This is a genomic window from Nonomuraea terrae (assembly GCF_004348995.1).
In the GTDB taxonomy this organism is placed as follows: domain Bacteria; phylum Actinomycetota; class Actinomycetes; order Streptosporangiales; family Streptosporangiaceae; genus Nonomuraea; species Nonomuraea terrae.
Map to the genome: position 1 here is coordinate 1 of NZ_SMKQ01000027.1, position 24,681 is coordinate 24,681.

The following is a 24,681-nucleotide window of genomic DNA, read 5'->3' on the forward strand; positions in this document are numbered from 1 at the left end:
GGGGTCAGGAGCGCCGTCCCGCTCCGAGGCGGGACGGGGATGAACGCCGTCCGTCTCGGGGGTGGAGCGGGCGCGTGGGTCGGCGTCCGTCTCGGTGGTGGGGTCGGTGGGGTCCTCGTCGATCGGGGGGTCGAGGCGCTCTTCCAGGTCGTCGCCCAGCTCGGCGAGGCGGGCCAGGGCGGTGCGTTCGAGCGCGCGGCGGCGGCCCAGGTAGCGGCGGGTGATCAGGGTGCGGTCCGGGTGGCCGGCGAGCCAGCCCTCGCCGGCCCTGACCAGCTTGTCCACCTCGTCGGGCGCGATCCAGTAGTGCTTGGCGTCGTCGAGCACCGGCAGCAGCACGTACAGGTGGTTGAGGGCGTCGGCCACGCGGACGGTGCCCCGCAGGGTGAGCCCGACATAACGGGACTCACCCCACTCGGGGAAGCCCTCGTCGAGCGGCACCGGCCGCGCGTCCACCGCCCACCCGAGCGGCTCGAACAGCCGCTGTGCGAGCTCCGGCCCGCCCCTGCAGGGCAGCGCGGGCAGCCGCAGCTCCAGTGGCAGCGGCGTGCCGGGCAGCTCGGGCCGGGCCTTGCAACGGCCCGCCCGCGCGGTGCGGAACACGTCGGCCAAGGCCACCGCCAGCAGCGAGGACGCCGCGTACGGGCGGTCGTTGACGTACTGCGACAGGCTGAAGTCGGGCGAGCCCTTGCCCCGCGACCTGACCAGCGCGACGGGGTCGACGTCCAGCAGCAGCGCCGCCGTGCAACGCTCGGCGCCGGCCTCCGGATAGAAGACGGTCGCCGTGCCGAACGACTGGCCGAACTCCTGCACGCGCTCGGGGTGCTTGTGCAGGAGGAAGCCCAGATCCGTCGCGGGCGTCGCCGTCGTGGAGATCATCAGCAGCACGGCCCAAGTCTGCCCCAACGGCGCAAAGCGCCGCCAACGGATTACCCGACGTGCGGCAGCACCTCGGCGGCGATCAGCTCCAGGTGCTCGATGTCGTGCAGGTCGAGGATCTGCAGGTAGACCAGCTCGGCGCCGAGCTCGGCGTACTTCCCGATCTGCTCCAGCACCTCGGCCGGCGTGCCGCACAGGCCCTGCGCGGGATCGTGACCGACGGCGGCCGCGCGCCGCTCGACCTCGGCCCGGTCGGCGCCGACGACGGTGGTCTGCGCGACCGAGTACTTCAGGCCGCGCCCGGTCTCCTCACACGCCCGCCGCACCCGCGCGAACGCCTCCCCGGTCTCGGCCGGCGTGTGGAACGGCACGTTGTACTCGTCCGCGTACGTCGCGGCCAGGCGGGGCGTGCGCTTCGCCCCGAACCCGCCGATGATCACCGGCGGCCGGGGGCGCTGGACCGGCTTGGGCAGCGCCGGCGAGTCGGCCAGCCGGTAGTAGCTGCCCTCGAAGGAGTACGACTTCTCCGCCGTCCACAGCCCGGTGATGATCTCCAGCTGCTCCTCGAACCTGCCGAACCGCTCGCCCACCGGCGGGAACGGGATGCCGTACGCCGAGTGCTCGCCGTCGTACCAGCCGGTGCCGAAGCCCAGCTCGACCCGGCCCCCGCTCATCTGGTCCACCTGCGCCACGCTGATGGCCAGCGGCCCGGGCAGCCGGAACGTGGCAGGCGAGACCAGCGTGCCCAGCCGGATCCGGGACGTCTCCCTGGCCAGACCGGCGAGCGTGATCCACGCGTCGGTCGGGCCGGGCCCCGGGTCGCCGGGACCGATCCGCTGGTAGTGGTCGGACCGGAAGAAAGCGTCGAAACCCAGGCGTTCGGTGGCCTGAGCGACGGTGAGCAGGTCGTCATATGTGGCGCCCTGCTGTGGTTCGGTGAAGATCCGCAGCTTCATGACCACATTATCCGCACACATCGGACGCGAATCGGAAAAGCCCCACGCCGAGTCGCCCGGCTTGCTAGCGTTCATCCGCCGGTGTCGTACCGTAGCCGACCGACTACGTGGGGTGGTCCATGTCTCGGCACAACAGGGAGCCCGGCCTGCTCCCGCGTCCGCTCGCCGTCCTCGCCGCACTCGCGCTCGCCGCCGCCACCGCCGTGGCGGTCCGCCTGCTCCCCGCCGACGCCGCCCGCCCGCCCGTGGCGGCGCGTCCGGCCGTCTCCCCGACGATCACCGTCGCCCCGCCGCCGCAGAAGCCACCGCCGGCCTTCGTGGAGTTCGTGGACACCGCCCGCGACCCCGGCTTGGACCTGCCCGGGGAGGCCCGCCGCAGCGGCGTGCGCCACTACGCGCTCGGCCACCTCGTCGCGGGCGGCGACGGCTGCGCGCCGCGGTGGACCGGCCGCCTCGCCCTCGGGAGGAACCCCGTCGCCAACCGGATCGGGCGGCTGCGTGCGCTCGGCGGCGACGCCGTGCCGATCTTCGGCGGCCCCGGCGGGAAGGAGCTGGCCGTGGCCTGCCCGCGTCCGGCCGCGCTGGCCGCCGCCTACCGGCGGGTGGTGGGGGCGTTCGGCGCCGAGGCCGTCGAGTTCGAGGTCCGCGACGGCGCCGACCGGGCCGCCGTGTTGCGCCGGGCCCGCGCCCTCCGGGCGGTGCAGCACGAACGCCCGCTGCGGGTGGTCCTCACGCTGCCGCTGACCCCCGAAGGGCTGGAACCGTCCGACGTCACGATGCTGCGGCTCACCCGCCGCGAGGGCGCCGAGGTCGCCACCGTCAACCTGCTGGCCACCGTCGAGCCGCGGGCCGCCGGCGACGGCCGGCTGCGCAGGATGGCCGCGGCCGTGCGCGCGGCCCGCGACCAGATCGCGCGGGCCCACGGCCTGGCCACGCCGGAGGAGGCGTGGCCGCGCATCGCGCTCACGCCGGTGCTGGCCGGCGCGGGCGACCTGAGCCGGGCGGACGCCCGTACGCTGGCGGCCTACGCCGACCGTCACGGCCTGGCCTGGTTGTCACTCCGCGGCGTCAACCCCATACCCGACGTTTTGCGCATTCTTTGGAGCACTTCTCCCTGAAGATAGGATTCCGGGCAGGCGGCAAGGTTCTGGTCTGCGGGGGAGGGCGTGATGGCGGCACGTCCGGAGACGGCACGCAAGCTCCTTCTGTACTGGATGGACGGCATGGTGGCGATGTTCGCCGTGATGTTCCTCGTGCTCACCGTCATCCACTGGGAGCACGGCGCGATCTCCCTGCCGCAATTCGTCGCCGCCGTCGCCTGTCAGCTCGGCCTGTACGGGCTCTTCCCCTTCCTGATGCGGGAGACCTACGACCGCCCTCGAAGCCCGTCGCCGAAACTGCTCGTCGCCGGGGCGTGCGCGGCGGGCGCGCTGGTGCTGCTGCCGCATGAGCAGTTGGCCGCCACGCCCAACTGGATGGAGGTGGGCGTGCTGTGGCTGTCGGCCGCCGCGCTCTACCTGTCGCTGCGCGCCACGGTGGTCCTCGGCATCGTGGTGGTGAGCCTGGCCACCTGGTGGAGCTCGTCCGTCACCGGCCGCCACTGGGCCGGCGTGCTGTTCAGCGAGATCTTGAGCGGGGTCGCGCTGGTGGCCGCCATGCTGGTGTGGCGCTGGCTCTGGCGGACGATCAAGGACGCCCACGACGGCAAGGAGGCCAAGGCCAGGCTCGCCGTGGCCGAGGAACGGCTGCGCTTCGCCCGCGACCTGCACGACCTGCTCGGCCACAGCCTCGCGGTGATCAGCCTGAAGAGCGAGCTGGCCGCCAAGCTGTCGACGAAGGACGCCGCGCGCGCCGAGGCGGAGATGGCCGACGTACGCCGCCTGGCCGCCGACGCGCTGACCGAGGTGCAGCTCGCCGTCGACGGCTACCGGACGCTCGACCTGGAGGAGGAGCTCGCCGGCGTACGCGCCGCGCTGGAGGCCGCGGGCGCCCGGTGCGTCGTCGACGTGCGCGCCGACGGCCTGTCGCCCGCCGCCAGGGCGCTGCTGGCCTGGGCGGTGCGCGAGGGCGCCACGAACGTGCTCAAGCACAGCACCGCCACGCGCTGCGCGATCACCATCGACCGAGGGGTGCTGGAGATGCGCAACGACGGCGTCCGCGACGGAGCCGCCGACCCCGGCAGCGGCCTGCGCGGCCTGTCGGAGCGGCTGGTAACGGCCGGCGGCTCGTTCTCGGCCGAGCCGACGCCGACGGGTGAGTTCCTGCTGCGCGCGGCGGTGCCCGCGTGATCCGGCGCGCGACGAAGCTCGACAAGATCCGCTGGCTGATCGTCTACACCACGGACTTCGTGGTCCTGATCTCCTTCGTCGGCTATTACGACCTGTACGTCCGCATGGGGATGGGGATGCCGTGGCAGGTGGTCGCCGTCGCGGCCGTGCTCCTGCTCGCCCTCCAGGTGCTCGCGATGCGGTCGTTCCGGGTGGCTCTGCGGGAGGGCTCGCGGCCCACCGCCGTCCTCGTGGTGAGCGGTCTCATCGTCGCGCTGTTGTCGATTTTCCCGATCATGTGGGCCCACCCGCCGTGGTTGTCCGCCCTGGCGCCGTTCGTCCGCAGGCGCACCGTCATCGTGCTGTCGATCGCGTCGATCGCGGTGCTCAACCTGTACGTGACGCTGGCGCAGGGTTTCGAGCCGCCGTTCTTCGTGATGCAGAGCGTGCTGACCGCGATCAGCGTCGGTGGTGTGCTGGCCAACCTCTGGCTCTGGCGGGTGGCCAAGGAGGCCCACGAGGGGCAGGACGCCCTGGCCCAGCTTGCGGTCTCGGAGGAGCGGCTGCGCTTCTCCCGCGACCTGAACGACCTGCTCGGCCAGAGCCTGATCGACGCCGCGGCCCGTACGGCGAGCGCCGAGCGGGCCCTGCGCGCCGACCAGGAGGCCGCCGCGGCCCAGATGTTCGAGGTGCGCGACCTGGCCAGGAAGTCGCTGCGCGAGGTGCGCGCGACCGTGCAGAACTACCGGGCCCTCGACCTGGACGAGGTCCTCGCCAGCGTGCGGGCGGTGCTGGAGGCGGCCGACGTGCGCTGCACCGTGCGCGCCGAGACCGGCTCGCTGGCGCCGGAGACCCGTACGCTCCTGGCCACCGTCGTCCGCGAGGGCGCCACCAACGTGCTCAAGCACAGCAAGGCCGAACGCTGCACGATCACAATCAAGGATGGAGTGCTGGAGATGTCCAACGACGGCGTGAGCGGGCCCGTGGGCGAGCACGCGCAGATCGGCCTGGCCGGCCTGGCCGAGCGGGTACGCACCGCCGGTGGCACTCTGGAGGCGCGGCCGGTTCCCGAGGACCGCTACATGCTGCGGGCGGCGGTGCCGGCATGAGCACCCGCGTGCTGCTGGCCGACGACGAGCACCTCATCCGCGGCGCCATCGCCGCGCTGCTCGACCTGGAGGACGGCATCGAGGTCGTGGCCCAGGTGGGCCGGGGCGACGAGGTCGTGGCCGCCGTCGCCGAGCACCGCCCCGACGTGGCCGTGCTCGACATCGAGATGCCCGGCATGGACGGCCTGAGCGCCGCCGAGCAGATCAGCGCCCAGTGCAAGATCGTGATTCTGACGAGCCTCGGCCGCCCCGGCTACCTGCGCCGGGCCATGGCGGCGGGCGTCAGCGGCTTCCTCGGCAAGGACGCCTCGGCGGAGGAGTTGGCGATGGCCATCCGCAAGGTCCAGGGAGGCGGCCGCTACCTGGACGCGGAGCTGGCCGCGGCGGCCATGGCGGCGGGCGACAGCCCGCTGACCGAGCGCGAGCGCGACGCGCTGCGCCTGGCCGGCGACGGCGCGACGATCGCGCGCATCGCCGGCGAGCTGCACCTGACCGAGGGCACCGTGCGCAACTACCTGTCGAGTGCGATGACCAAGCTGGGCGCCCAGAACCGCCTGGAGGCCATCCGCACGGCCCAGCGCATGGGCTGGATCTGACGCTGATGTGACGCTGCTGTGATGACGCCGGCCCGCCGCAGATGGGCGGGCCGGCCTCGTCGAACCGGTCGGCCGCTCACCGCTGAGAGCGTTTGCAGGGCCACGTCTCGAAAGCGTCACAGCCCTTGACTCCACGGTCACACGGAATTTACGTTCGCGGTACTTATCCGGTTCAGCAGGCCCTTTCGGGCCATGAGTCCATGTGAAGACTGATCGCTCACCGGTCTCCGGGCGGGGGCGTTGTGCGCGCCGCTTTTGGGAGCGCTCCCAACCACCGTCGGAAGCCGGCCCATCGGGGTGTCTCGGCAGACTGCGAACCTTCGCGCCGCGCGCGGAGGAAGGAGAGTAGCGATGCGTATCCGGGCTCGGTTCATGATCCCGCTCGTGGCGGCGAGCCTGCTCGCCTCCGCCTGCACCAGCGGCGGATCCACGCCGTCGCCGGCGGCCTCGCAGCCTCAGGGCGGCCAGGGCGCGGTGGCCGACCCCGGCCAGTTGCCGCGCAGCGAGACCCTCTACACCACCGGCACCCAGTGGGGGCCGCCGGCCAACTTCAACCCGATCAGGGAGTGGGACTCGGCCGTCGGCACCAAGGGCCTGGTGTACGAGACGCTGTTCCACTACGACACCGTCAACGCACAGCTCAAGCCCTGGCTGGCCGCCGGCGGCGCCTGGTCGGACGACACCACGTACGAGGTCAAGCTCCGCCCCGGCATCACCTGGTCCGACGGGCAGCCGTTCACCGCCGAGGACGTCAAGTTCTCCTACGAGCTCGGCAAGATGGAGACGGTCCCCTACCACGACCTGTGGAACTGGCTGGAGGGCATTGAGGCGGTCGACGACCAGACGGTGCGCTTCACCTTCTCCCAGGCCAACTACCAGCAGTGGGACTTCAACCTCTACAGCCGCTCGATCGTCCCGCAGCACGTCTGGAAGGACCGCTCCGAGAAGGAGGTCCTGGACGGCGTCAACGAGAACCCGGTCGGCACCGGCGCGTACAAGATCCTGCGCAAGGACCAGGACCGCGTGGTGCTGCAGCGCCGCGACGACTGGTGGGGCAAGACGGCGCTGAACATGGAGCCCAAGCCCCGCTACATCGTCGACATCGCCACCCCGAGCAACGAGGTCGCGATGGGCATGCTGCTGCAGCGGCAGCTCGACCTCAGCAACAACTTCCTGCCCGGCGTGGCCAACCTGGTGCAGGGCAACTTCGGGCTGACGACGTACTACAACGAGCCGCCGTACATGTTGTCGGCCAACACCGCCTGGCTGGTGCCCAACACCACCAAGAAGCCGATGGACGACGCGGCCTTCCGCAAGGCGCTGGCCCACTCGATCAACGTCAAGCAGATCGTCGAGAGCGTGTACGGAAACCTGGTGCGCCCCGCCAGCCCCACCGGGCTGCTGCCGCAGTGGGAGAAGTTCGTCGACCAGGACGTGGTCTCCTCGGCGGGCTTCACGTTCGACACCGCCAAGGCCAAGCAGCTGCTGGCCGACGCCGGCTACCGCGACCGCGACGGCGACGGACTCGTGGAGAACAAGGACGGCTCCAAGATCGAGCTGACCCTCATCGTGCCGTCGGGCTGGACCGACTGGATGGAGTCGGCCCGCTCGATCGCCGCGAGCGCCAAGGAGGCCGGCATCTCCGTCACGGCGGAGTTCCCCGACTTCAACGCGCTGGTCGAGCAGCGTACCGAGGGGAACTTCGACCTGCTGATCAACAACGAGCGGCAGCTGTCGAACTCGCCTTACACCTACTACGAGTACATGTTCAAGATGCCCGTCCTGGAGCAGCAGAACACGGTCAACTTCGCCCGCTACGAGAACGAGCGGGCCTGGGACCTCGTCCGCGACCTCGACCGGGTGAAGACCGACGACGTCGCGGGCATGCAGAAGATCACCTCCCAGCTCCAGCAGATCCATCTGGACGACCTGCCGGTCATCCCGCTCTGGTACAACGGCCTGTGGGCGCAGCACAGCACCAGCGCGTGGAAGAACTGGCCCTCCTCGCAGGGCAACGCCCCCAAGACCGGCGCCGTGATGTGGCGTAACTGGTTCGAGCTCGGCGGCTTCGAGACGCTCACGCAGCTCCAGCCGGCCGGCTCCTGACCGGGACGACCCCTCCCTCCGCCCCCGCAGAGCCCCGGGGGCGGGGGCCCTTCACGGAGAGACACACGTGCGCCGTTACTTCCGCAGGAAACTGCTCGTCTACGGGCTGACGTTCTTCGTCGCCGTCACCGTCAACTGGATGATCCCGCGCTTCATGCCGGGCGACCCGGTGGCCAGCATGGTGGCCCGGGCCAACATGACCCAGCCGCAGGCCGTGGCCGCCATGCGGGCCTACTACAACGACCTTTTCGGCTTCGACCAGCCGCTGTGGCAGCAGTACCTCAGCTTCTGGGGCGCGCTGCTGCGCGGCGACTTCGGGCTCAGCATATGGCTGTTCCCGACGCCCGTCGGCACGGTGATCGCCGACGCGGTGCCGTACACGCTGGCTCTGGTGGTGCCGTCGGTGCTGCTCAGCTGGGTGGTGGGCAACTGGTTCGGCGCGTACGCCGCCCGCCGCCGGGTGCTCGACAACACCGTCCTGCCGATCGGCTACATCCTGACCGCCACCCCGTACATGTGGCTGGCCGTGCTGCTGGCCTGGGGGCTCGGCGTGGTCGCGGGTCTCTTCCCGGTGGCCGGCGGCTACAGCTTCTCCATGCAGCCCACCTGGTCGTGGGCGTTCCTGCTGGACCTGCTGCACCACTGGGCGCTGCCGTTCCTGTCGCTGTTCCTGGTGGCGCTCGGCGGCTGGGCGATCGGTATGCGCAACATGATCATCTATGAGCTGGAGTCGGACTACGCGAACTACCTGTCCGCGCTCGGCGCCCCGTCCAGGCTGATCCGCAGGTACGCCTTCCGCAACGCCGTCCTGCCCCAGATCACCGGCCTGGCGCTGCAGCTCGGCGTGATCGTAGCGGGCGCGCTGGTGACCGAGATCGTCTTCGCCTATCCGGGGCTCGGCAGCCTCATCCTCAAGGCGATCCAGAACAGTGACTTCTTCCTGTTGCAGGGCACGTTCCTGTTCATCGTGCTCGGCGTGCTGATCGCCAACTTCATCATCGACATCGTCTACGTCGTGGTCGACCCCAGGACGCGGGCGGGAATGGCGGGTGCTGACGCATGACGGCGCTGCAGGAAGTCACCCCTCAGGAGCGGGAGGGCGTACGGCGCGAGGCGCTGTACTTCGCGGTGCGCAACGGCAAGCTGCTGACCGGGTTCGGCGTCGTCGCCGTGCTGCTCGTGCTCGGCCTGGTCGGGCCGCTGTTCACGGACGTGCCGCCCAACCAGTACGGCCCCCGCCCCATGAGCCCGCCCTCGGCCGAGCACTGGTTCGGCACCACCACCTTCGGCCAGGACATCTTCGCCCAGTTCGTGCACGGTCTGCGCAGCACCTTCGCGGTGGGCGCGATCGGCGGCGGCATCGCCGCGGTCATCGGCATGCTGGTCGGCTTCACCGCCGGCTACCGGGGCGGCGTGGTCGACGAGGTCCTCAACATGCTGACCAACGTGGTCCTGGTGATCCCCGCGCTGGCCGTGCTGCTGATCGTCAACGCCTATCTCGGCATCCGCAGCGTGGCCGTGCAGGGGTTGTTCATCGGCCTGACGCAGTGGCCGTGGGCGGCGCGGGCGATCCGGGCGCAGACGTTCACGCTGCGCTCGCGCGAGTTCGTGGACCTGGCCAGGATGAGCGGCGCGGGCACCTGGCGGATCATCACCAGGGAGATCGCGCCGAACATGAGCTCCTACCTGTTCATGACGTTCATCCTGCTGTTCGGCGGCTCCATCCTCATCGCCTCGTCGCTGGACTTCATCGGCCTCGGCCCCACCGACGCCGTCTCGCTCGGCCTGATGTTGCAGAACGCCACCCAGTGGAGCGCACTCCAGCTCGGCATGTGGTGGTGGTTCGTCCCGCCGGGCGCCGCCATCACCGCCGTCGTCGGCGCGCTCTACGTGGCCAACGTCGGCCTCGACGAGGTCTTCAACCCGAAGCTGAGGGAGCTATGAGCCTGCAGGTCAGCGACTTGAGGGTGCACTACAGGACGTTGAAGGGCGACGTGCGCGCGCTCGACGGCGTCTCCTTCGACCTGGCCGACGGCGAGATCCTCGGGCTGGTCGGCGAGTCGGGCTGCGGCAAGAGCACCCTGGGCAAGGCCCTCATCCGCATGGACGGTCGCATGCGCCGCACCGGCGGCACGGTCGCGCTCGACGGCGAGGAGCTGCCGATCGACGACGACCGCAGGATGAACGACTTCCGCTTCCGCCGGGTCTCCCTCATCCCGCAGTACGCCATGAGCGCGCTCAACCCCACCCGCAAGATTCGCAGACTGGTCGCCGAGCTGCTCAGGTCGCGCGGCGCCGCGGTGGACCCCGCCGAGCTGGAGAGCCGCATGGCCCACGTCGGCCTGCCGCCCGCGGTGCTCGACCGCTACCCGATCGAGCTGTCGGGCGGCATGCGGCAGCGCATGGTGATGGTCATCTCCACGTTGCTCGACCCGTCCCTGCTGATCGCCGACGAGGTCACCTCCGCGCTCGACGTCTCCACCCAGAAGGCCGTGGCCCGCGCCCTGCTCGGCTTCCGCGACAGCGGCTACGTCAAGAGCATGATCTTCATCACGCACGACCTCGCCCTCACCCACCACATCGCCGACACGATCATGGTCATGTACGCCGGCCGCCTGGCCGAGAAGGCCCCCGCCGACGTGATCGTCAAGGCGCCCCGGCATCCGTACACGCGGCTGCTGCTCGACTCGCTGCCCGAGGTGGGCGTCCGCTACGCCGACCGCAGGCTCGACGGCATCGCCGGCAGCCCGCCGTCGCTGCTGGACCCGCCCGCGGGCTGCCGCTTCCGCGACCGCTGCCCGCTCGCCGGCGAGGAGTGCGGCGAGGACCCGCCGGTGACCGAGCTCGCCCCCGACCACCACGTAGCCTGCTGGAAGGCCTGATGCTCAGACTCGACGACGTCACCAAGCGGTTCAGGATCGGCGCACTCGGCGGCAGGAGCCTCACCGCCGTCAGCGACGTGAGCTTCGAGGTCGCCCCCGGCGAGGTCGTCTCGCTGATCGGGGAGAGCGGCAGCGGCAAGAGCACGATCGGCCGGATGATCCTCGGGCTGCAGCCGATCACCAGCGGCACGATCACCTTCGACGGCCGCCCGGTGCGGCAGGGCAAGGAGTTCTACCGCGGCGTCCAGGGAATCTTCCAGGACCCGTTCAGCTCGTTCAACCCGGTGTTCAAGGCCGACCGGGTGTTCGCCATGGTCAAGGACGCCTACTTCCCGTCGGTGCCCGGGCCGGAGTGGGCGGCGCGGGTCGAGGACGCGCTGCGGGACGTGCGTCTCAACCCCGGCCAGGTGCTCGGCAAGTACCCCCACCAGCTCAGCGGCGGCCAGCTGCAGCGCCTGCTCATCGCCCGCGCGCTGCTGCTGGAGATCAGGTTGCTGGTCGCCGACGAGATCACCAGCATGCTGGACGCCTCCACCCGCATCGAGGTGCTCAACCTGCTGGCCGAGCTCAAGTCGCGAGGGCTGGGCGTTCTCTACATCACGCACGACCTGTCCCTCGGCACCTACCTGGCCGAGCGCACGATCGTGCTGCGGCGGGGCAGCGTCGTGGAGATGGGGCCGACCGGGCAGGTCTTCGGCGGCCCGCTGCACCCGTACACGCGCGAGCTGCTGGCGGCCGTGCCGCGCCTGCACCAGCCCTGGGACGACGCCACGCCCGTGGACACCTGCGCCTACCACCTGAACGGCGGCACCGGAGTGCTCGCCGAGGCCGGATCGGGGCACTTCGTGGCCTGCGCCCGGCTCAGCACCTGTCAATAGGAGAAACACGTGAGTTCGTACCGTCCGCTGCACGACGGCTGGACCCTGTCGTCGCGGGACCTCGACGGGGTGCCGGCGACCGTGCCCGGCTGTGTGCACACCGACCTGCTCGCCGCCGGGGTGATCCCCGACCCCTACCTCGACGACAACGAGCACCTGCTGTCCTGGATCGGCCGCGAGGAATGGACCTACCGCACCACGTTCACCTGGTCGCCGGACGAGCACGAGCGTACGGACCTGGTGTGCGAGGGGCTGGACACCGTCGCCGCGCTCACCCTCAACGGGGTGCGCGTGGGGAGCACCGCCAACCAGCACCGCTCCTACCGCTTCCCGGTCCGCCACCTGCTGCGCGAGGGCGTCAACGAGCTCGTCGTCCACTTCGGCTCGGCCTACGCCTACGCCGAGGAGCGCCGGGCGGCGCTGGGGGAGCGGCCCGGCGCGTACGACGAGCCCTACCCGTTCATCCGCAAGACGGCCTGCAACTTCGGCTGGGACTGGGGGCCGAACGTCGTGACGGCCGGCATCTGGCGGCCGATCGGGCTGGAGAGCTGGAGCCGCGCCCGCCTGGCCGAGGTGCGCCCGCTGGCGCGCGCCGACGGCACGGTGGAGGTGCACGTCCGCGTCGAGCGCACCACGGAGGAGCCGCTCACGCTGACCGCCGAGGTCGCCGGGGCGCGCACCGAGCGGCGGCTCGACGGGCGCACGGCCGCGCTCACCCTGCGGGTCCCCGAGCCGGAGCTGTGGTGGCCCCGCGGGTACGGCGCCCAGCCGCTCTACGACCTGTCCGTGCGGCTGGATGCGGAGGAGTGGACGGGGCGGATCGGCTTCCGTGACGTCGAGCTGGAGCCGGAGGCGTTCCGGCTGGCGGTCAACGGCGTGCCGGTGTTCGTCAGGGGCGTCAACTGGATCCCCGACGACTGCTTCCCCGCCCGCGTCACCCGCGAACGCCTGACCGGCCGGCTCGGCCAGGCCGTGGACGCCGGGGTCAACCTGGTGCGCGTCTGGGGCGGCGGCACGTACGAGAGCGAGGACTTCTACGACCTGGCCGACGAGCTGGGCCTGATGGTGTGGCAGGACTTCCCGTTCGCCTGCGCCGCCTACCCGGAGGAGGAGCCGTTCCGGTCGGAGGTCGAGGCCGAGGCCCGCGAGCACGTCGCCCGGCTGGCCCGCCACCCGAGCCTGGCCCTGTGGTGCGGCAACAACGAGAACCTGGAGGGGCACGCCGACTGGGGCTGGCAGGAGCGGCTGGAGCACCGCAGCTGGGGCGCGGGCTTCTACCACGACCTGCTGCCGTCGGTCGTGGCCGAGCTGGACCCGGCCCGGCCGTACTGGCCGGGCAGCCCCTACTCCGGCGCGCCCGGCCTGCCGCCGAACGACCCCGCCCGTGGCACGATCCACATCTGGGACGTCTGGAACCGCGAGGACTACACCCGTTACGCCGCCTACCGGCCGAGGTTCGTCGCCGAGTTCGGCTTCCAGGGGCCGCCCGCGTACGCAACGCTGCGCCGGGCCTCCTCCGACGAGCCGCTCACGCCCGGCTCCTCCCACCAGAAGGCGATCGACGGGCAGGACAAGCTGCTGCGCGGGCTCGGCGAGCACCTGCCGCGGCCGGAGACGTTCGACGACTGGCACTACCTGACCCAGCTCAACCAGGCCAGGGCGATGGCGTTCGGGATCGAGCGGTTCCGGTCGCTGATGCCGTACTGCATGGGGACGATCGTCTGGCAGCTCAACGACTGCTGGCCGGTCACGTCATGGTCGGCGGTCGACGGCGACGGGCGGCGCAAGCCCCTGTGGTACGCCCTCCGCCGCGCCTACGCCGACCGGCTGCTCACCGTGCACGACGGGCAGGTGAGCCTGGTCAACGACTCGGCCGAGCCCTGGACGGGCGAGCTCGCGCTGGTCCGCCACGGCCTCGCGGGCGAGCCGCTGGCCAAGGAGGTCGTCTCCGTGCACGTCGCGCCCAGGGCGGTGACCCGGGTGGAGCTGCCGCCGGCGGTGGCCGTGCCCGGCGACCCGGCGGGCGAGCTGCTCGTGGCCCGCCTGGGAGAGGTGCGCGCGGTCGCCTGCTACGCCGAGGACTCCGCCGCCGGCTTCCCGCCGGCGGCCTGGGAGGCGTGCACCGAGCGGGTGGAGGGCGGCTACCGGGTGACGGTCACAGCCGTCACCGTGCTGCGCGAGCTGGCGCTCTTCCCCGACCGCCTCGACCCGGACGCGGAGGTGGACGACCAGCTCGTCACGCTGCTGCCCGGCGAGAGCGCCGTCTTCCACGTCACCACCGCGCGCGAGCTCGACCCGGCCGCCTTGACCGCCTTCCCCGTCCTGCGCTGCGTCAACGAGAGCCCCCGCGTCAGCGGCGGGAGTGGACGTGGCGGTGGACCACGCTGAACAGCAGCGCCGCCACGAACACCACGAACAGCACCTTGAACAGCCCGGCCCCGCCGAAGATCAGCGCCAGCGCCGTGATCACGAAGAGCACGGGCAGGAACGGGCGCGGGCCGTGGTGCCGCGGCCCCAGGTGACCGCGCCGGCCCGCCCAGGCGGCGCGGTGGGCCTCCCGCTGCGTGTGGCGCACGGCCCGCATCTGCTGCCGGTGCGCGTGCGCCGCCGCCCGCCAGCCGGCCACGTCGTGGAACGATCCCGGCCCGGGGTGATGGCCGTGGCCCCAGCCCGGCCCGTGCCACGGGCCACGCTCGGGCGCCCATTCCGGCGCGACCGGCGACGGGCCGTGGCCCGGCAGGTCGGCCGTCACGCGGGCGAGGTCGCGGCCCGTCTTGGCGGTCAGTGCCTGGTCGAGCCGTTCGTCGAGCTCCTCGTGGGTCAGCCGGCCCTGCGCGAAGTGCTCGCGCAGGGCGGCCATCGTCTGCTCCCGCTCCGCGTCGCCGACGCGGAGATCGTCGCGGTCCATCTCTGGCTCCTCGCTCTGCCCGAACCGGCCATCCGGTGCGGCGCCGGTCATGCCCATGGTCGTGCCTCGTGCGGTGTGGCGGCCCGGGTCACCCCCGAGGCCGCCGCGTCCCGTCGCTCCAGCCGTGCGCGCCCGGGTCACTCGTCGCCGGGCTCGTCGTCGGCCAGAATCTGGTAGAGCCTGCGCCGGGCCTCAACCAGAGTCTTACGCGCTTCGCGGATCTGCGCGTCGTTCCCGGTGTGGAGAATCTGCGTCATGGCGAACGCCGACTGCCGGGCGATGTGCCACAGATCGGCGGTGTTGTCGTCGATGTCGGGTCGCATCTCGTCCCACGGGGCGCGCACCTCGTCGGAGTGCTCCTCGATGTAGGCGCGGCCCTCGTCGGTGAGGCGGAAGGTCTTGCGGCCCTCGCTCTCCGCGGGGATCACCAGGCCCTCGTCGGTGAGCTGCTGCAGCGCCGGGTAGACGGCGCCGGGGCTTGGCTTCCAGCCGCCTTCGCTGCGCTCGGCGATCTGCTGGATGATCTGGTAGCCGTTGCGCGGCTCCTCGGCGAGCAGCGCCAGGATGGCGGCGCGTACGTCGCCCCGCTTGGCCTTGCGGCCCCGGCCGCCCCAGCCGCGGTGGCCGCCGCCCCAGGGCCCGCCCGGCGGCCCCCACGGGCCGCGCCCGAAGTCGAACGGGAACGGGCCCGGCCCCCGCATGCCGCGCTCCCGCCGGTCGTGATGCCCGCCGTGGTGCCCGCTGTGGTGCCCGCTGTGATGCCCGCTGTGATGCCCGCTGTGGTGCCCGCCGAGGTCGAACGCGCCGGCCATGCCGCGCAGCGCCTCGCGGGCCGCGCGCCCGCACGCCTGTGCGCCGAGCCAGGGGAGACCCGCCGCGAGAGGGTGACTCATGTCTGTCCTCCTATATCGCGATCCATTCTCGATGCGTCAACGATATATCGATAGAACGCTGTCATCAAGGCCCGCGACAGAGTGAGCCAGATCACGAAAAAGTTGCGGAATCAGGGGAACAGGATCGGAAGCGGTACGCGTTCTACACATCAGACGAGGTCGTTCCGCGTCGGCAGGGCTGGGGGGTGCTGTCGCCGTGGAGACGGCCTCGTCTGCGTTTCACGCCCGGTCGTCCCGGGTTTCCCCGAGCTTTGACCTGCGATGCCCCGCGGCCGTGTTCGCCCGGGGGTCACATCTCTGTTCCCGGCCCCGCAGGGCCTTGGCATGCCGGGACGCGTAAAGGCTTTCTTTGCCGTAGGGTCCCGATCATGATGGGGCACACACATGCGATGACGGGGGCCATCGCCTGGCTGGGGCTCGCTCCGCCCCTGGCCGCTCTGCCGCTGCTGAACGACGCGCCCTCCCGCTTCATCGAGACCGGGATCATGGCCAACGCCCTCAATCCCGCCGAGCTGATCGCCGGAGCGGTCATCTGCGCGGGCGCGGCGATGTTGCCCGACCTCGACCATCCGAGCGCGACGATCGCGCAGACGTTCGGGCCCGTCACCTGGGCCCTCAGCAAGGTCGTGAACTGGCTCGGCGGGGGCCATCGCGGGGCGACTCATTCGTTGGCCTTCGCCGTGGCGATGGGTTTCGCGGCGCACTGGCTGGCGAACGCCTATCCCATCGGGCGCGACATCATGGTCGTCCTGCTCGTCGGCCTCGCCCTGCGGGCCATCGGCGTCGGCATCCCCGGCAACAAGCTCGGGTCCGCAATGATCAACATCGGGCTCACCGCCGGCCTGTACGCCGTCTTTCTCTCCCTCGACGTCGGCTACGCCTGGCTGGGGCTCGTCGTGGGCATCGGCTGCCTGGCCCACGTCGTCGGCGACTGCATGACCGAGAGGGGCTGCCCGGTGCTCTGGCCGCTGTCGGCGAAGTTCGTGCTGCCCTGGAAGATCGGCATCAAGACCGGCAGGAAGTTCGAGCAGAAGATCCTCGCCCCGGTCCTGTCCGTGGCCATCATCGGGCTGCTCTTCTGGCGCCTGGCACCCGTTTAACTTGATGTCGAGATACCCTAGAGATATCTTGACATCGAGACATCTGTCGCGGGCCTGAGACTTAGGCTCACCTAACGTGTTTCCCGCTCCGGGCTTGCGGCAGGATTTGGAGTGAACACTTGTCTATCGAGGAGGCGAACACCGTGTCCGCGAACAGCTTCGGCAGCCGTGACACGCTACGCGTCGGCGACGCGTCATACGAGATCTTCCGGTTGGACGCCGTCGACGGCGCCGGACGCCTCCCGTACAGCCTGAAGATCCTGCTGGAGAACCTCCTCCGCACCGAAGACGGCGCGAACATCACCGCCGACCACATCCGCGCGCTCGGCGGATGGGACCCGGAGGCCGCGCCGAGTGTGGAGATCCAGTTCACGCCCGGCCGCGTCATCATGCAGGACTTCACCGGCGTGCCGTGCGTCGTCGACCTCGCCACCATGCGCGAGGCCGTCCGCGACCTCGGCGGCAACCCGGCGCGCGTCAACCCGCTCGCGCCGGCCGAGATGGTCATCGACCACTCGGTCATCGTCGACTACTTCGGCCACCCCGACGCCTTCCGGCGCAACGTCGAGCGCGAGTACGAGCGCAACCACGAGCGCTACCAGTTCCTGCGCTGGGGCCAGACCGCCTTCGACGAGTTCAAGGTCGTCCCGCCCGGCACCGGCATCGTCCACCAGGTCAACATCGAGCACCTGGCCCGGGTCGTCATGACCCGCGAGGACGGTGGCGTTCTTCGGGCCTACCCCGACACCTGCGTCGGCACCGACTCGCACACCACGATGGAGAACGGCATCGGCGTGCTGGGCTGGGGCGTCGGCGGCATCGAGGCCGAGGCCGCCATGCTCGGCCAGCCGATCTCCATGCTCATCCCGCGCGTGGTCGGCTTCAAGCTCAACGGCCGCCTGCCGGCCGGCGCCACCGCCACCGACCTGGTGCTGACCATCACCGAGATCCTGCGCAAGCACGGCGTGGTCGGCAAGTTCGTGGAGTTCTACGGCGAGGGCGTCGCGTCCGTGCCGGTGGCCGACCGGGCCACGATCGGCAACATGAGCCCCGAGTTCGGCTCCACCTGCGCGATCTTCCCGATCGACGGCCAGACCGTCGACTACCTGCGCCTGACCGGCCGCTCCGAGGAGCAGATCGCCCTCGTCGAGGCGTACGCCAAGGCCCAGGGCCTCTGGCTCGACCCGTCCGCGCCCGAGCCGGTGTTCTCCGAATACATCGAGCTCGACCTCGGCACCGTCGTGCCGTCGATCGCCGGCCCCAAGCGCCCGCAGGACCGCATCGCCCTGTCGGCCGCCAAGACCACCTGGCGCCACGACGTACAGAACTACGTCAGCGACGGCGTCGACGAGGCGGTCGAGGAGACCTTCCCGGCCTCAGACTCGCCGGCCTCCAACTCCAGCGCCAACGGTAGCCGGCCGCACAAGCCGGTGCCCGTCACGCTGGCCGACGGCACCTCGTTCGAGATCGACCACGGCATCGTCTCGATCGCCGCGATCACCTCGTGCACCAACACCTCCAACCCGTACGTCATGCTCGGCGCGGCGCTGCTGGCCCGCAACGCGGTCGAGAAGGGCCTGACCCGCAAGCCGTGGGTCAAGACCTCGCTCGCCCCCGGCTCGCAGGTCGTCACCGGCTACTTCGAGCGCTCGGGGCTCCAGCCGTACCTCGACAAGATCGGCTTCAACCTCGTCGGCTACGGCTGCACCACCTGCATCGGCAACTCCGGCCCGCTGCCGCCGGAGATCTCCGAGGCGGTCCAGGCCAACGACCTCGCGGTCACCGCGGTGCTGTCCGGCAACCGCAACTTCGAGGGGCGCATCAACCCCGACGTCAAGATGAACTACCTGGCCTCGCCGCCCCTGGTGGTGGCGTACGCGCTGGCCGGGACGATGGACCTCGACCTCGACCACGAGCCGCTCGGCCTCGGCAGCGACGGCGAGCCGGTCTACCTGCGCGACATCTGGCCCTCGCCGGAGGAGATCGCGGAGGTGGTCCACTCCTCGATCGGCCGCGACATGTTCGAGCGCGACTACGCCGACGTGTTCAAGGGCGACGACCACTGGCGTTCGCTGCCGATCCCGACCGGCAACACGTTCGAGTGGGACCCTCAGTCCACCTACGTGCGCAAGGCCCCGTACTTCGACGGCATGCCGGAGAAGCCGGAGCCTGTCACCGACATCACCGGGGCGCGCGTGCTGGTCAAGGTGGGCGACTCGGTCACCACCGACCACATCTCGCCGGCCGGCTCCATCAAGACCGGCACCCCGGCCGCCCAATACCTGCGGGCCAACGGCGTCGAGGTGAAGGACTTCAACTCCTACGGCTCGCGGCGCGGCAACCACGAGGTGATGATCCGCGGCACGTTCGCCAACATCCGCCTGCGCAACCAGATCGCGCCCGGCACCGAGGGCGGCTACACCCGCGACTTCACCCAGCCCGACGGCCCGGTGTCGTTCATCTACGACGCCTCCGTCAACTACGCCGCGGCCGGCACGCCGCTGGTCGTGCTGGCGGGCAAGGAGTACGGCTCCGGCTCCTCGCGTGACTGGGCGGCCAAGGGCACCGCGCTGCTCGGCGTCCGCGCCGTCATCGCCGAGTCCTACGAGCGCATCCACCGCTCCAACCTGATCGGCATGGGCGTGCTGCCGCTGCAGTTCCCCGAGGGCGCCTCGGCCGAGGCGCTGGGCCTGACCGGCGAGGAGACGTTCGACATCACCGGTGTCGAAGAGCTCAACAAGGGCGGCATCCCGCGCACGGTCCACGTCAAGGCCGGCGACGTCGAGTTCGACGCGGTGGTCCGCATCGACACGCCGGGCGAGGCCGACTACTACCGCCACGGCGGCATCATGCAGTACGTCCTGCGCTCCCTGCTCGCCAAGTGAGCCGCTAGGTCTTCCCGCCTTCCCGTCCGGTCATGAGCCAGGCGGGAAGCTGCGGGAGCCCTTGGCCTGGCGCCGGGGGTTGGGCGTGATCCTCACGCGCCCGCATCGGGGGAACCACCCGAATTCCACGAGAGCCGCCCGTCCGGACGACCACCGGCCGGGCGGCTCTCCCTTTGCCCGCGCGTAAGGTACAGCGTGACCTTCATCCTGCTGGTCGAGGACGACGACGCACGCCCCCGACGGCGGCGCCGTCGCCACTCTGCGGCTGCCCCGCTGATACACGGCTGATACACGGTCAAGCCCCGCCGGAGACACGCTCACGGCCGGACGGACACGTTGACCGCAGAACGTGTCCGGTATGCGACGTCTGTTGATGTTCTTCCTGCTGGCGGGGGCTCTGGCCGGCTGTGGCGCCGTACCGGCCGTCTCCGGGGCCGCCGTCCCCGGCGTGTCCCTGCCGTGGCCTGCCGAGGGCCAGGCGGCGGTCGAGGTCGAGGGCGTGGGCAGCCTGGGCGTCAGCGGGGAGCAGGTCCCTGTGCCGATCGCCAGCGTGACGAAGGTCATGACCGCCGGTCGAGCAGTGGCTCACCTCGGCGCGGTGACCCGTCCGCCCTGGTCAGGACACCTTGGAGGAGGGGGCCGACCAGGTGTCGCAGGCGGCGGGGGACAGGGCCCGATAGCCGCGCTGCAGCCACGCGACCCGGGTGGCGCCCTTGCCGTGGGTGCGCGGGCCGTCCTCGTCGCCGGAGGCGCGGGTGGCGTCGAGCAGGTCGGCCCAGTCCTCGGGCGTGCGCGTCAGGGAGTGCCACGCGCTGGCGAGGAACACCCCGGACAGGCAGTCGGCCTGGAGCTCGTAGCGGCGCTGGAGCTCGCGCTTGCGGTCCTCCGCGGCGCTCTTGTACGCCTTCTCGTAGTCGCGGCGGATGCCGAGCAGGCTCTGCGCGTGGTGCGCGTACTCGTGGGCGGCCACCTTCATCGGGTAGAGGTCGGCACGGTCCTCGATCCAGCGGCCGGTGAGGGAGAAGACGATGGTCGCGTTCCCGGGGCAGTAGGCGGCCTCCACGTGTCCGGGCCACGGCATGCCGCACATGGTCGACGCCGGCTCGTCGTAGTAGCGGGCGACGGGCCTGGTGAAATCACGCCCGGCGCGAGTGAAGTACGCCTTCCACGACTTGTCCAGACATTTCATGACTGTCTGGAGGTACTGCCGCGGCCGGGGGATCCCGCCCTGGCTGATCGGCGTCTCGGGACACGACACCGCCCCCAGCTTCCCCGCCTTCTCCGGGAACGGGTCGGCGACGGGAGCGGCGTGGGCGATCTGGCCGGACGAGAAGAGGACCGCGGCGAGCGCGAGAACACGGCTGAGGGGTGAGAATGCCACGACCGGCAGCCTAGGACGTGCCGGAGTGAAGGAGTCACAGGGCCGAGGAATCGCTCCAGGCGTCGAGTGACACCATGGAGGTGTGCGACAGCCGGCCTCACGTACGATCCGCTCCACCGAGGACGTGGCTGCCCCGGACGCCTTCGCCTACTGGTCCGACGTCATCTGTGACACGCTCGTGCACGTCGCGGTCCGGCCGACGGGGGAGCAGCCGTTTCAGGGGTGGATCGAGCACACCGTTCTTGACGGCATCGGATGGTCGACGCTGTCCTCCGGCCCTCAGCAGGTGACACGCACGGGCCGGATGATCGCGCGGGATCAGGACGAGTTCCTGCTGGTCAACATCCAGACCGCCGGCCAGGCCGTGGTCCGGCAGGACGGGCGCGCCGCCGCGCTGGCGCCGGGATCGATGACCTTCCTGGACAGCACGCGCCCGTACGCCCTGGAACGCGTGCACCGGTTCGTCCAGCGGCATGCGCACGACCTCCGTCTCGACGCCCCGGCCGTGGCCGCCGGCTGTGGGATGTCGCGGCGCTCGCTCTTCCGCGTGCTGGCCGCCGACGGCGAGCCGCTGACCGCGTTGATCCGGCGCCTTCGCGTGGCCCGTGCCCGCCAGCTCCTGCGGGCCCGGCCGGGTCTTCCGCTGGCGGCCGTGGCCTTGGAGTGCGGATTCGCCGGTACGGCGCAGTTGCACCGCGCGTTCCGCTCCGTCACCGGCACGACGCCGGGGGCCTACCGGGCCGGGGAGAGCGCGCTCTGAGGCATCAGCTCCCGCACCACGTCGAGGAACAGCGGCGGGGGCGGCGGCTGCGGGCTGTCGACGAACCGGCCGAGCGTGACGTCGTACCTCTGGCCCCACACGGGATCGATCACGTGGTAACCGTCGGACCGCAACTGGGTCACGTTGCGCTGGACGGCCGGTTTGTTCCACATGTCACCGGTCATCACCGGGAAGAACACGACGGGATGGGTGGCCGCCAGGATCGTGGTCGCGAGCATGTTGGGCGCGCCGCCCGAGGCGGTCACGTGCAGTGTGTGCGCGGTCGCCGGCAGCACCACCGTCATGTCATGCCCGGCGGCCAGCGTCGCGTGGTTCGCTTCCGGCCAGGTGTCCGCCGACTCTCCCGTGACGACGCGGTCCGCGAACAGGCCGGCGGTGTGCGCGGGCAGGAAGACCGACGCCGTGTGCGTCATCAGAACGGTGATCGTGCCCTGGAAAACGGCGCGCAGCGCGCCGATGTACATCGGCAACGTGGCGACGGCCGCCGATCCGGTCGCGCCGATGAGCAGGCGTCCGTGGAAGGGAGAGGTTTCCTTACTCGTCATGAAGCCAAGGTTGCGGCCACGGAAGGGCGGGCGGGCAACCGGGCGTGCCGGTTCGGGTGACCATGTGTGCCGCCTGAAAGAACACGCCGTCGGCATGTGGCACGATGACGCATGCCACCCGGCGAACCAGGTATTCGCCGGGCGGCGAATCCCTGGATGGCGTCGTCATCTCAACAGGGGGCGGCGAGAGCGCTGCTCACCGCCGGTCGGCGCGCCCAGGTCGGCGAGTCATGTCTCGCCCTGGATCACCCTCATCTCTCTCCTCGGGAAACGTGATGAGACCCCTCCACTAGGGTGCGATACGGGAGGTTCCTGACTGCGGGCCCTGTACCGGCAACGGAGAGTAAAGATGGTTGACTCTCTGCATGACTGATGTGGTGTTGGTGCTGATGGTGGGTGGTCTGGCGGTTTTCGTCGGGGCGATCGTGCAGGGCAGTGTGGGGTTCGGGGTGGGGCTGGTCGCGGCGCCCGTGCTCACGATGCTGGACCCCGGCGTCATGCCGGGCGCGATCCAGGTGGTCAACATGACGCTTCCGCTGTTCACGCTGGCCACCGAGTGGCGGAGGGTGGACTGGCGCGGCGTCGGGTTCGCCACCCTCGGGAGGTTCCCGGGCAGCATCATCGGCGCGGTCGTCATCGTCTATGTCTCCGTATACGCACGCAGCATCTTCGTCGCCGTCATGGTGCTGGTCGCCGTGGTGCTGACCGCCAGGGCGCTGAGCGTGCCGCGCAACGGCCTGACCGTCACCTCGGCCGGCTTCGTGTCGGGCATCACCGGCACCGCCACGGGCATCGGCGGCCCGCCGATCGCGCTCGTCTACCAGAACGCCAAGGGCGCCCAGATCAGAGCCACGCTGGCGATGTTCTTCTTCCTCAGCGCCGCGCAGTCGCTCGTCATCCTCGCCGTCGTGGGGGAGCTGCCCGCCTCCGCGCTGACCACCGGGGCGGCGCTGATCGTTCCCATGGTGCTCGGGTTCGCGGTGTCGGGGCCGCTGCGGCGCTATCTCGACGGGGGAAAGGTGCGCGTGGCGGTGCTGACGGTGGCGGCCGGCTCCGCCGTGTGGCTGCTCGCGCAGAACGTGGTCACCCGGATGTGGCCTGCCTGAACGTCAGAGCTCGTAACACCGGGAGAAGGACGCGGCAACCGCCAGAGAGGCGACGAGGAAGGCGATCGCGGCGACCCCGATGAGGATCAGCACCGACATCGCCACGCCGGGCCTGAGGCGCAGGACGACGGCCGCTCCGACAAGGGTCGTGCCCGCGAGGAATGCGATCACTTCGAGCGTGAAGAGCCCGAAGGAGTCGCAACGGCCGAGATGGAGACCCAGCGCGAGGACGACCAGCCCTGAACCGAGCAAGGCCGGCAGCATCGGCTTCACGGCGCTGTCGGCCGCTCTGCGTGCTGATTCTCATGGAGGAGCGCGTTGGCCGTCGCGACGTCGGTGATGATGACATTGACCCAGCCGCCGGTGATCGCCGCGCGGATGGCCGCGTGCTTGCGCTCGCCGCCGGCCATGCCGATCCGGCGCGGGATCGTGCGGAAGACCTCGGGGTCGATGCCGACGACCCGGCTGTTCAGGTCACTGTGGATCAGCTCGCCGGTCGAGTCGAAGAAGCGCTGGCAGACGTCGCCGACCGCGTGCGCGGCGATCAGCTGATCCTGGTCGGCAGGGTCGATGGCGTTGCCGCTGTCGCGCAGTAGCGGCGATGGCTGCACGCTGCCGATGCCGACGAGCGCCATCGTGAGGTTCTGCCACTCCTCGGCCACCGACTGCATGGCCGCGTCGGTGATCAGGCTCTGGCGGATCTCGGCCGTGCCGACCAGGCCGGGAGCCTGGACGTAGGTCGGTTCGGCCCCGATCAGTTCGGCGAGATGACTCAGCAGGCGGTTGGCCTTGGCCTGGACGGCACGCTCCCCGACGCCGCCGAGGAGTTGGACGACGCGATCGGCGCCGGTCACGCGGAGGGGGCGCAGCCTGTCGACGACCGACAGGAGCGTCTGGCTCCAGGGCGAGATGCCGATCCGCTCCCCGCCGGCAAGGGTGGATTCGAGATAGGCCGCCCCTGCCGAGCCGATACCGGCGATGATCTCCGACTCGTCGCCGTCGACGTCCACGACGACGGCCTCCTGCAGGCCGTATCGGCTCTCCAGGGCCTGTTCGAGTGCCAGGTGCACCCCTTGGGTGGCGATGACCACCGTACGCACGATGCCGATCTCACTCGCCCGCTTGAGCAGCCGGGACACCTTCGTCTGCGAGATGTGCAGCGCGTCCGCGATGTCGGCCTGGCGAATGCCTTGTTCGTAGTACATGTGCGCGACCTTGGTGATCAGCCGCACCCGCCCGTCGGAGACGGACCGGCCGGCGCCGCTCGCGTGCACAGTCATCAGGCCCCGTCCTCTTCACCGTCGCGGAATCCCGTCGCACCACATTGTCCATGGCGGTGTCGCTCCTCGCGCAGCCCCAATGTCTGCTCGGCCGCCCCGCCCTCACACCGTTGTGCGCGCGGGAGAAGC

At 70.9% G+C, this 24,681-nt stretch carries 22 protein-coding genes; 14 read left to right on the forward strand and 8 right to left on the reverse strand.

What is annotated here, in order from left to right:
- Positions 1-888 (reverse strand): 3' terminal RNA ribose 2'-O-methyltransferase Hen1 (locus E1286_RS12425; protein WP_132611877.1); only part of this gene is annotated, 888 nt, incomplete at its 3' end.
- Between the two features lie 41 nt (positions 889-929).
- A complete protein-coding gene (locus E1286_RS12430; RefSeq protein WP_132611879.1) occupies positions 930-1,835 on the reverse strand; it encodes an LLM class F420-dependent oxidoreductase in 906 nt (301 codons plus the stop codon).
- A 119-nt stretch (positions 1,836-1,954) separates the two neighbouring features.
- Between E1286_RS12430 and E1286_RS12435 the strand changes: the two genes are divergently transcribed.
- The 10 genes from E1286_RS12435 to E1286_RS12480 all read left to right on the forward strand — a co-directional run bounded on the left by E1286_RS12435 (position 1,955) and on the right by E1286_RS12480 (position 14,061).
- Positions 1,955-2,953 carry a glycoside hydrolase family 18 protein gene (locus E1286_RS12435; RefSeq protein WP_132611881.1) on the forward strand — a complete coding sequence of 333 codons (999 nt, stop codon included), beginning with the start codon at positions 1,955-1,957 and terminating at the stop codon, positions 2,951-2,953.
- A 51-nt stretch (positions 2,954-3,004) separates the two neighbouring features.
- The gene (locus E1286_RS12440) at positions 3,005-4,123 is read left to right on the forward strand and encodes a sensor histidine kinase (RefSeq protein ID WP_132611883.1); all 1,119 of its coding nucleotides are present in this window, start codon (positions 3,005-3,007) and stop codon (positions 4,121-4,123) included.
- Positions 4,120-5,211 carry a sensor histidine kinase gene (locus E1286_RS12445; protein ID WP_132611885.1) on the forward strand — a complete coding sequence of 364 codons (1,092 nt, stop codon included), beginning with the start codon at positions 4,120-4,122 and terminating at the stop codon, positions 5,209-5,211. The genes E1286_RS12440 and E1286_RS12445 overlap by 4 nt, the downstream gene beginning before the upstream one ends.
- Positions 5,208-5,807 (forward strand): response regulator transcription factor, encoded by a 600-nt coding sequence (locus tag E1286_RS12450; RefSeq protein WP_132611887.1) that lies wholly within the window; start codon positions 5,208-5,210, stop codon positions 5,805-5,807. Before E1286_RS12445 ends, E1286_RS12450 begins: the two co-directional genes overlap by 4 nt.
- Positions 5,808-6,158: 351 nt before the next feature.
- Positions 6,159-7,913 (forward strand): ABC transporter substrate-binding protein, encoded by a 1,755-nt coding sequence (locus tag E1286_RS12455; protein ID WP_132611889.1) that lies wholly within the window; start codon positions 6,159-6,161, stop codon positions 7,911-7,913.
- A 67-nt stretch (positions 7,914-7,980) separates the two neighbouring features.
- Entirely contained in the window at positions 7,981-8,976 is a 996-nt protein-coding gene (locus tag E1286_RS12460) for an ABC transporter permease (RefSeq protein WP_132611891.1), read from the forward strand.
- Positions 8,973-9,857 carry an ABC transporter permease gene (locus tag E1286_RS12465; RefSeq protein WP_132611893.1) on the forward strand — a complete coding sequence of 295 codons (885 nt, stop codon included), beginning with the start codon at positions 8,973-8,975 and terminating at the stop codon, positions 9,855-9,857. The genes E1286_RS12460 and E1286_RS12465 overlap by 4 nt, the downstream gene beginning before the upstream one ends.
- A complete protein-coding gene (locus tag E1286_RS12470) occupies positions 9,854-10,795 on the forward strand; it encodes an ABC transporter ATP-binding protein (RefSeq protein ID WP_132611895.1) in 942 nt (313 codons plus the stop codon). The genes E1286_RS12465 and E1286_RS12470 overlap by 4 nt, the downstream gene beginning before the upstream one ends.
- Entirely contained in the window at positions 10,795-11,673 is an 879-nt protein-coding gene (locus tag E1286_RS12475) for an ATP-binding cassette domain-containing protein (RefSeq protein WP_132611897.1), read from the forward strand. Before E1286_RS12470 ends, E1286_RS12475 begins: the two co-directional genes overlap by 1 nt.
- A gap of 9 nt (positions 11,674-11,682) precedes the next feature.
- On the forward strand, positions 11,683-14,061 hold the full coding sequence (locus tag E1286_RS12480; RefSeq protein WP_132611899.1) for a glycoside hydrolase family 2 protein: 2,379 nt from the start codon (positions 11,683-11,685) through the stop codon (positions 14,059-14,061).
- Here E1286_RS12480 and E1286_RS50155 read toward each other — a convergent pair.
- Positions 14,024-14,581, reverse strand: coding sequence for a DUF1707 SHOCT-like domain-containing protein (locus E1286_RS50155; protein ID WP_246074793.1), 558 nt, complete (start codon positions 14,579-14,581; stop codon positions 14,024-14,026). The genes E1286_RS12480 and E1286_RS50155 overlap by 38 nt on opposite strands.
- Before the next feature lie 137 nt (positions 14,582-14,718).
- Complete coding sequence (locus E1286_RS12490) at positions 14,719-15,474, reverse strand: PadR family transcriptional regulator (protein ID WP_132611900.1); 756 nt, start codon at positions 15,472-15,474, stop codon at positions 14,719-14,721.
- Positions 15,475-15,845: 371 nt separating this feature from the next.
- Between E1286_RS12490 and E1286_RS12495 the strand changes: the two genes are divergently transcribed.
- Complete coding sequence (locus tag E1286_RS12495; protein WP_281282668.1) at positions 15,846-16,574, forward strand: metal-dependent hydrolase; 729 nt, start codon at positions 15,846-15,848, stop codon at positions 16,572-16,574.
- 143 nt (positions 16,575-16,717) lie between these two features.
- On the forward strand, positions 16,718-19,459 hold the full coding sequence (gene acnA, locus E1286_RS12500) for an aconitate hydratase AcnA (protein WP_132611905.1): 2,742 nt from the start codon (positions 16,718-16,720) through the stop codon (positions 19,457-19,459).
- Between the two features lie 616 nt (positions 19,460-20,075).
- Here acnA and E1286_RS12510 read toward each other — a convergent pair.
- The gene (locus E1286_RS12510) at positions 20,076-20,840 is read right to left on the reverse strand and encodes a neutral zinc metallopeptidase (protein ID WP_132611907.1); all 765 of its coding nucleotides are present in this window, start codon (positions 20,838-20,840) and stop codon (positions 20,076-20,078) included.
- A gap of 82 nt (positions 20,841-20,922) precedes the next feature.
- On the opposite strand from E1286_RS12510, the gene E1286_RS12515 reads away from it, so the two are divergent.
- Complete coding sequence (locus E1286_RS12515; protein ID WP_132611909.1) at positions 20,923-21,600, forward strand: AraC family transcriptional regulator; 678 nt, start codon at positions 20,923-20,925, stop codon at positions 21,598-21,600.
- On the opposite strand, the gene E1286_RS12520 is transcribed toward E1286_RS12515, so the two are convergent.
- Positions 21,573-22,166 (reverse strand): flavoprotein, encoded by a 594-nt coding sequence (locus E1286_RS12520; protein WP_132611911.1) that lies wholly within the window; start codon positions 22,164-22,166, stop codon positions 21,573-21,575. The genes E1286_RS12515 and E1286_RS12520 overlap by 28 nt on opposite strands.
- Before the next feature lie 365 nt (positions 22,167-22,531).
- Between E1286_RS12520 and E1286_RS12525 the strand changes: the two genes are divergently transcribed.
- On the forward strand, positions 22,532-23,272 hold the full coding sequence (locus E1286_RS12525) for a sulfite exporter TauE/SafE family protein (protein WP_246074797.1): 741 nt from the start codon (positions 22,532-22,534) through the stop codon (positions 23,270-23,272).
- 3 nt (positions 23,273-23,275) lie between these two features.
- Here E1286_RS12525 and E1286_RS12530 read toward each other — a convergent pair whose 3' ends face one another.
- A complete protein-coding gene (locus E1286_RS12530; RefSeq protein WP_132611913.1) occupies positions 23,276-23,524 on the reverse strand; it encodes a hypothetical protein in 249 nt (82 codons plus the stop codon).
- A 17-nt stretch (positions 23,525-23,541) separates the two neighbouring features.
- Positions 23,542-24,552, reverse strand: coding sequence for a sugar-binding transcriptional regulator (locus tag E1286_RS12535; RefSeq protein WP_132611915.1), 1,011 nt, complete (start codon positions 24,550-24,552; stop codon positions 23,542-23,544).
- Between the last annotated feature and the right edge of the window lie 129 nt (positions 24,553-24,681).

Coding starts and splice junctions, on each gene's coding strand:
- E1286_RS12450 (WP_132611887.1), top strand. CDS start 5,208: ATGAGCACCCGCGTGCTGCTGGCCGACGACGAGCACCTCATCCGCGGC.
- E1286_RS12455 (WP_132611889.1), top strand. CDS start 6,159: ATGCGTATCCGGGCTCGGTTCATGATCCCGCTCGTGGCGGCGAGCCTG.
- E1286_RS12430 (WP_132611879.1), bottom strand. CDS start 1,835: ATGAAGCTGCGGATCTTCACCGAACCACAGCAGGGCGCCACATATGAC.
- E1286_RS12435 (WP_132611881.1), top strand. CDS start 1,955: ATGTCTCGGCACAACAGGGAGCCCGGCCTGCTCCCGCGTCCGCTCGCC.
- E1286_RS12495 (WP_281282668.1), top strand. CDS start 15,846: ATGGGGCACACACATGCGATGACGGGGGCCATCGCCTGGCTGGGGCTC.
- E1286_RS12520 (WP_132611911.1), bottom strand. CDS start 22,166: ATGACGAGTAAGGAAACCTCTCCCTTCCACGGACGCCTGCTCATCGGC.
- E1286_RS12440 (WP_132611883.1), top strand. CDS start 3,005: ATGGCGGCACGTCCGGAGACGGCACGCAAGCTCCTTCTGTACTGGATG.
- E1286_RS12475 (WP_132611897.1), top strand. CDS start 10,795: ATGCTCAGACTCGACGACGTCACCAAGCGGTTCAGGATCGGCGCACTC.
- E1286_RS50155 (WP_246074793.1), bottom strand. CDS start 14,581: ATGGACCGCGACGATCTCCGCGTCGGCGACGCGGAGCGGGAGCAGACG.
- E1286_RS12465 (WP_132611893.1), top strand. CDS start 8,973: ATGACGGCGCTGCAGGAAGTCACCCCTCAGGAGCGGGAGGGCGTACGG.
- E1286_RS12490 (WP_132611900.1), bottom strand. CDS start 15,474: ATGAGTCACCCTCTCGCGGCGGGTCTCCCCTGGCTCGGCGCACAGGCG.
- E1286_RS12535 (WP_132611915.1), bottom strand. CDS start 24,552: ATGACTGTGCACGCGAGCGGCGCCGGCCGGTCCGTCTCCGACGGGCGG.
- E1286_RS12470 (WP_132611895.1), top strand. CDS start 9,854: ATGAGCCTGCAGGTCAGCGACTTGAGGGTGCACTACAGGACGTTGAAG.
- E1286_RS12525 (WP_246074797.1), top strand. CDS start 22,532: ATGACTGATGTGGTGTTGGTGCTGATGGTGGGTGGTCTGGCGGTTTTC.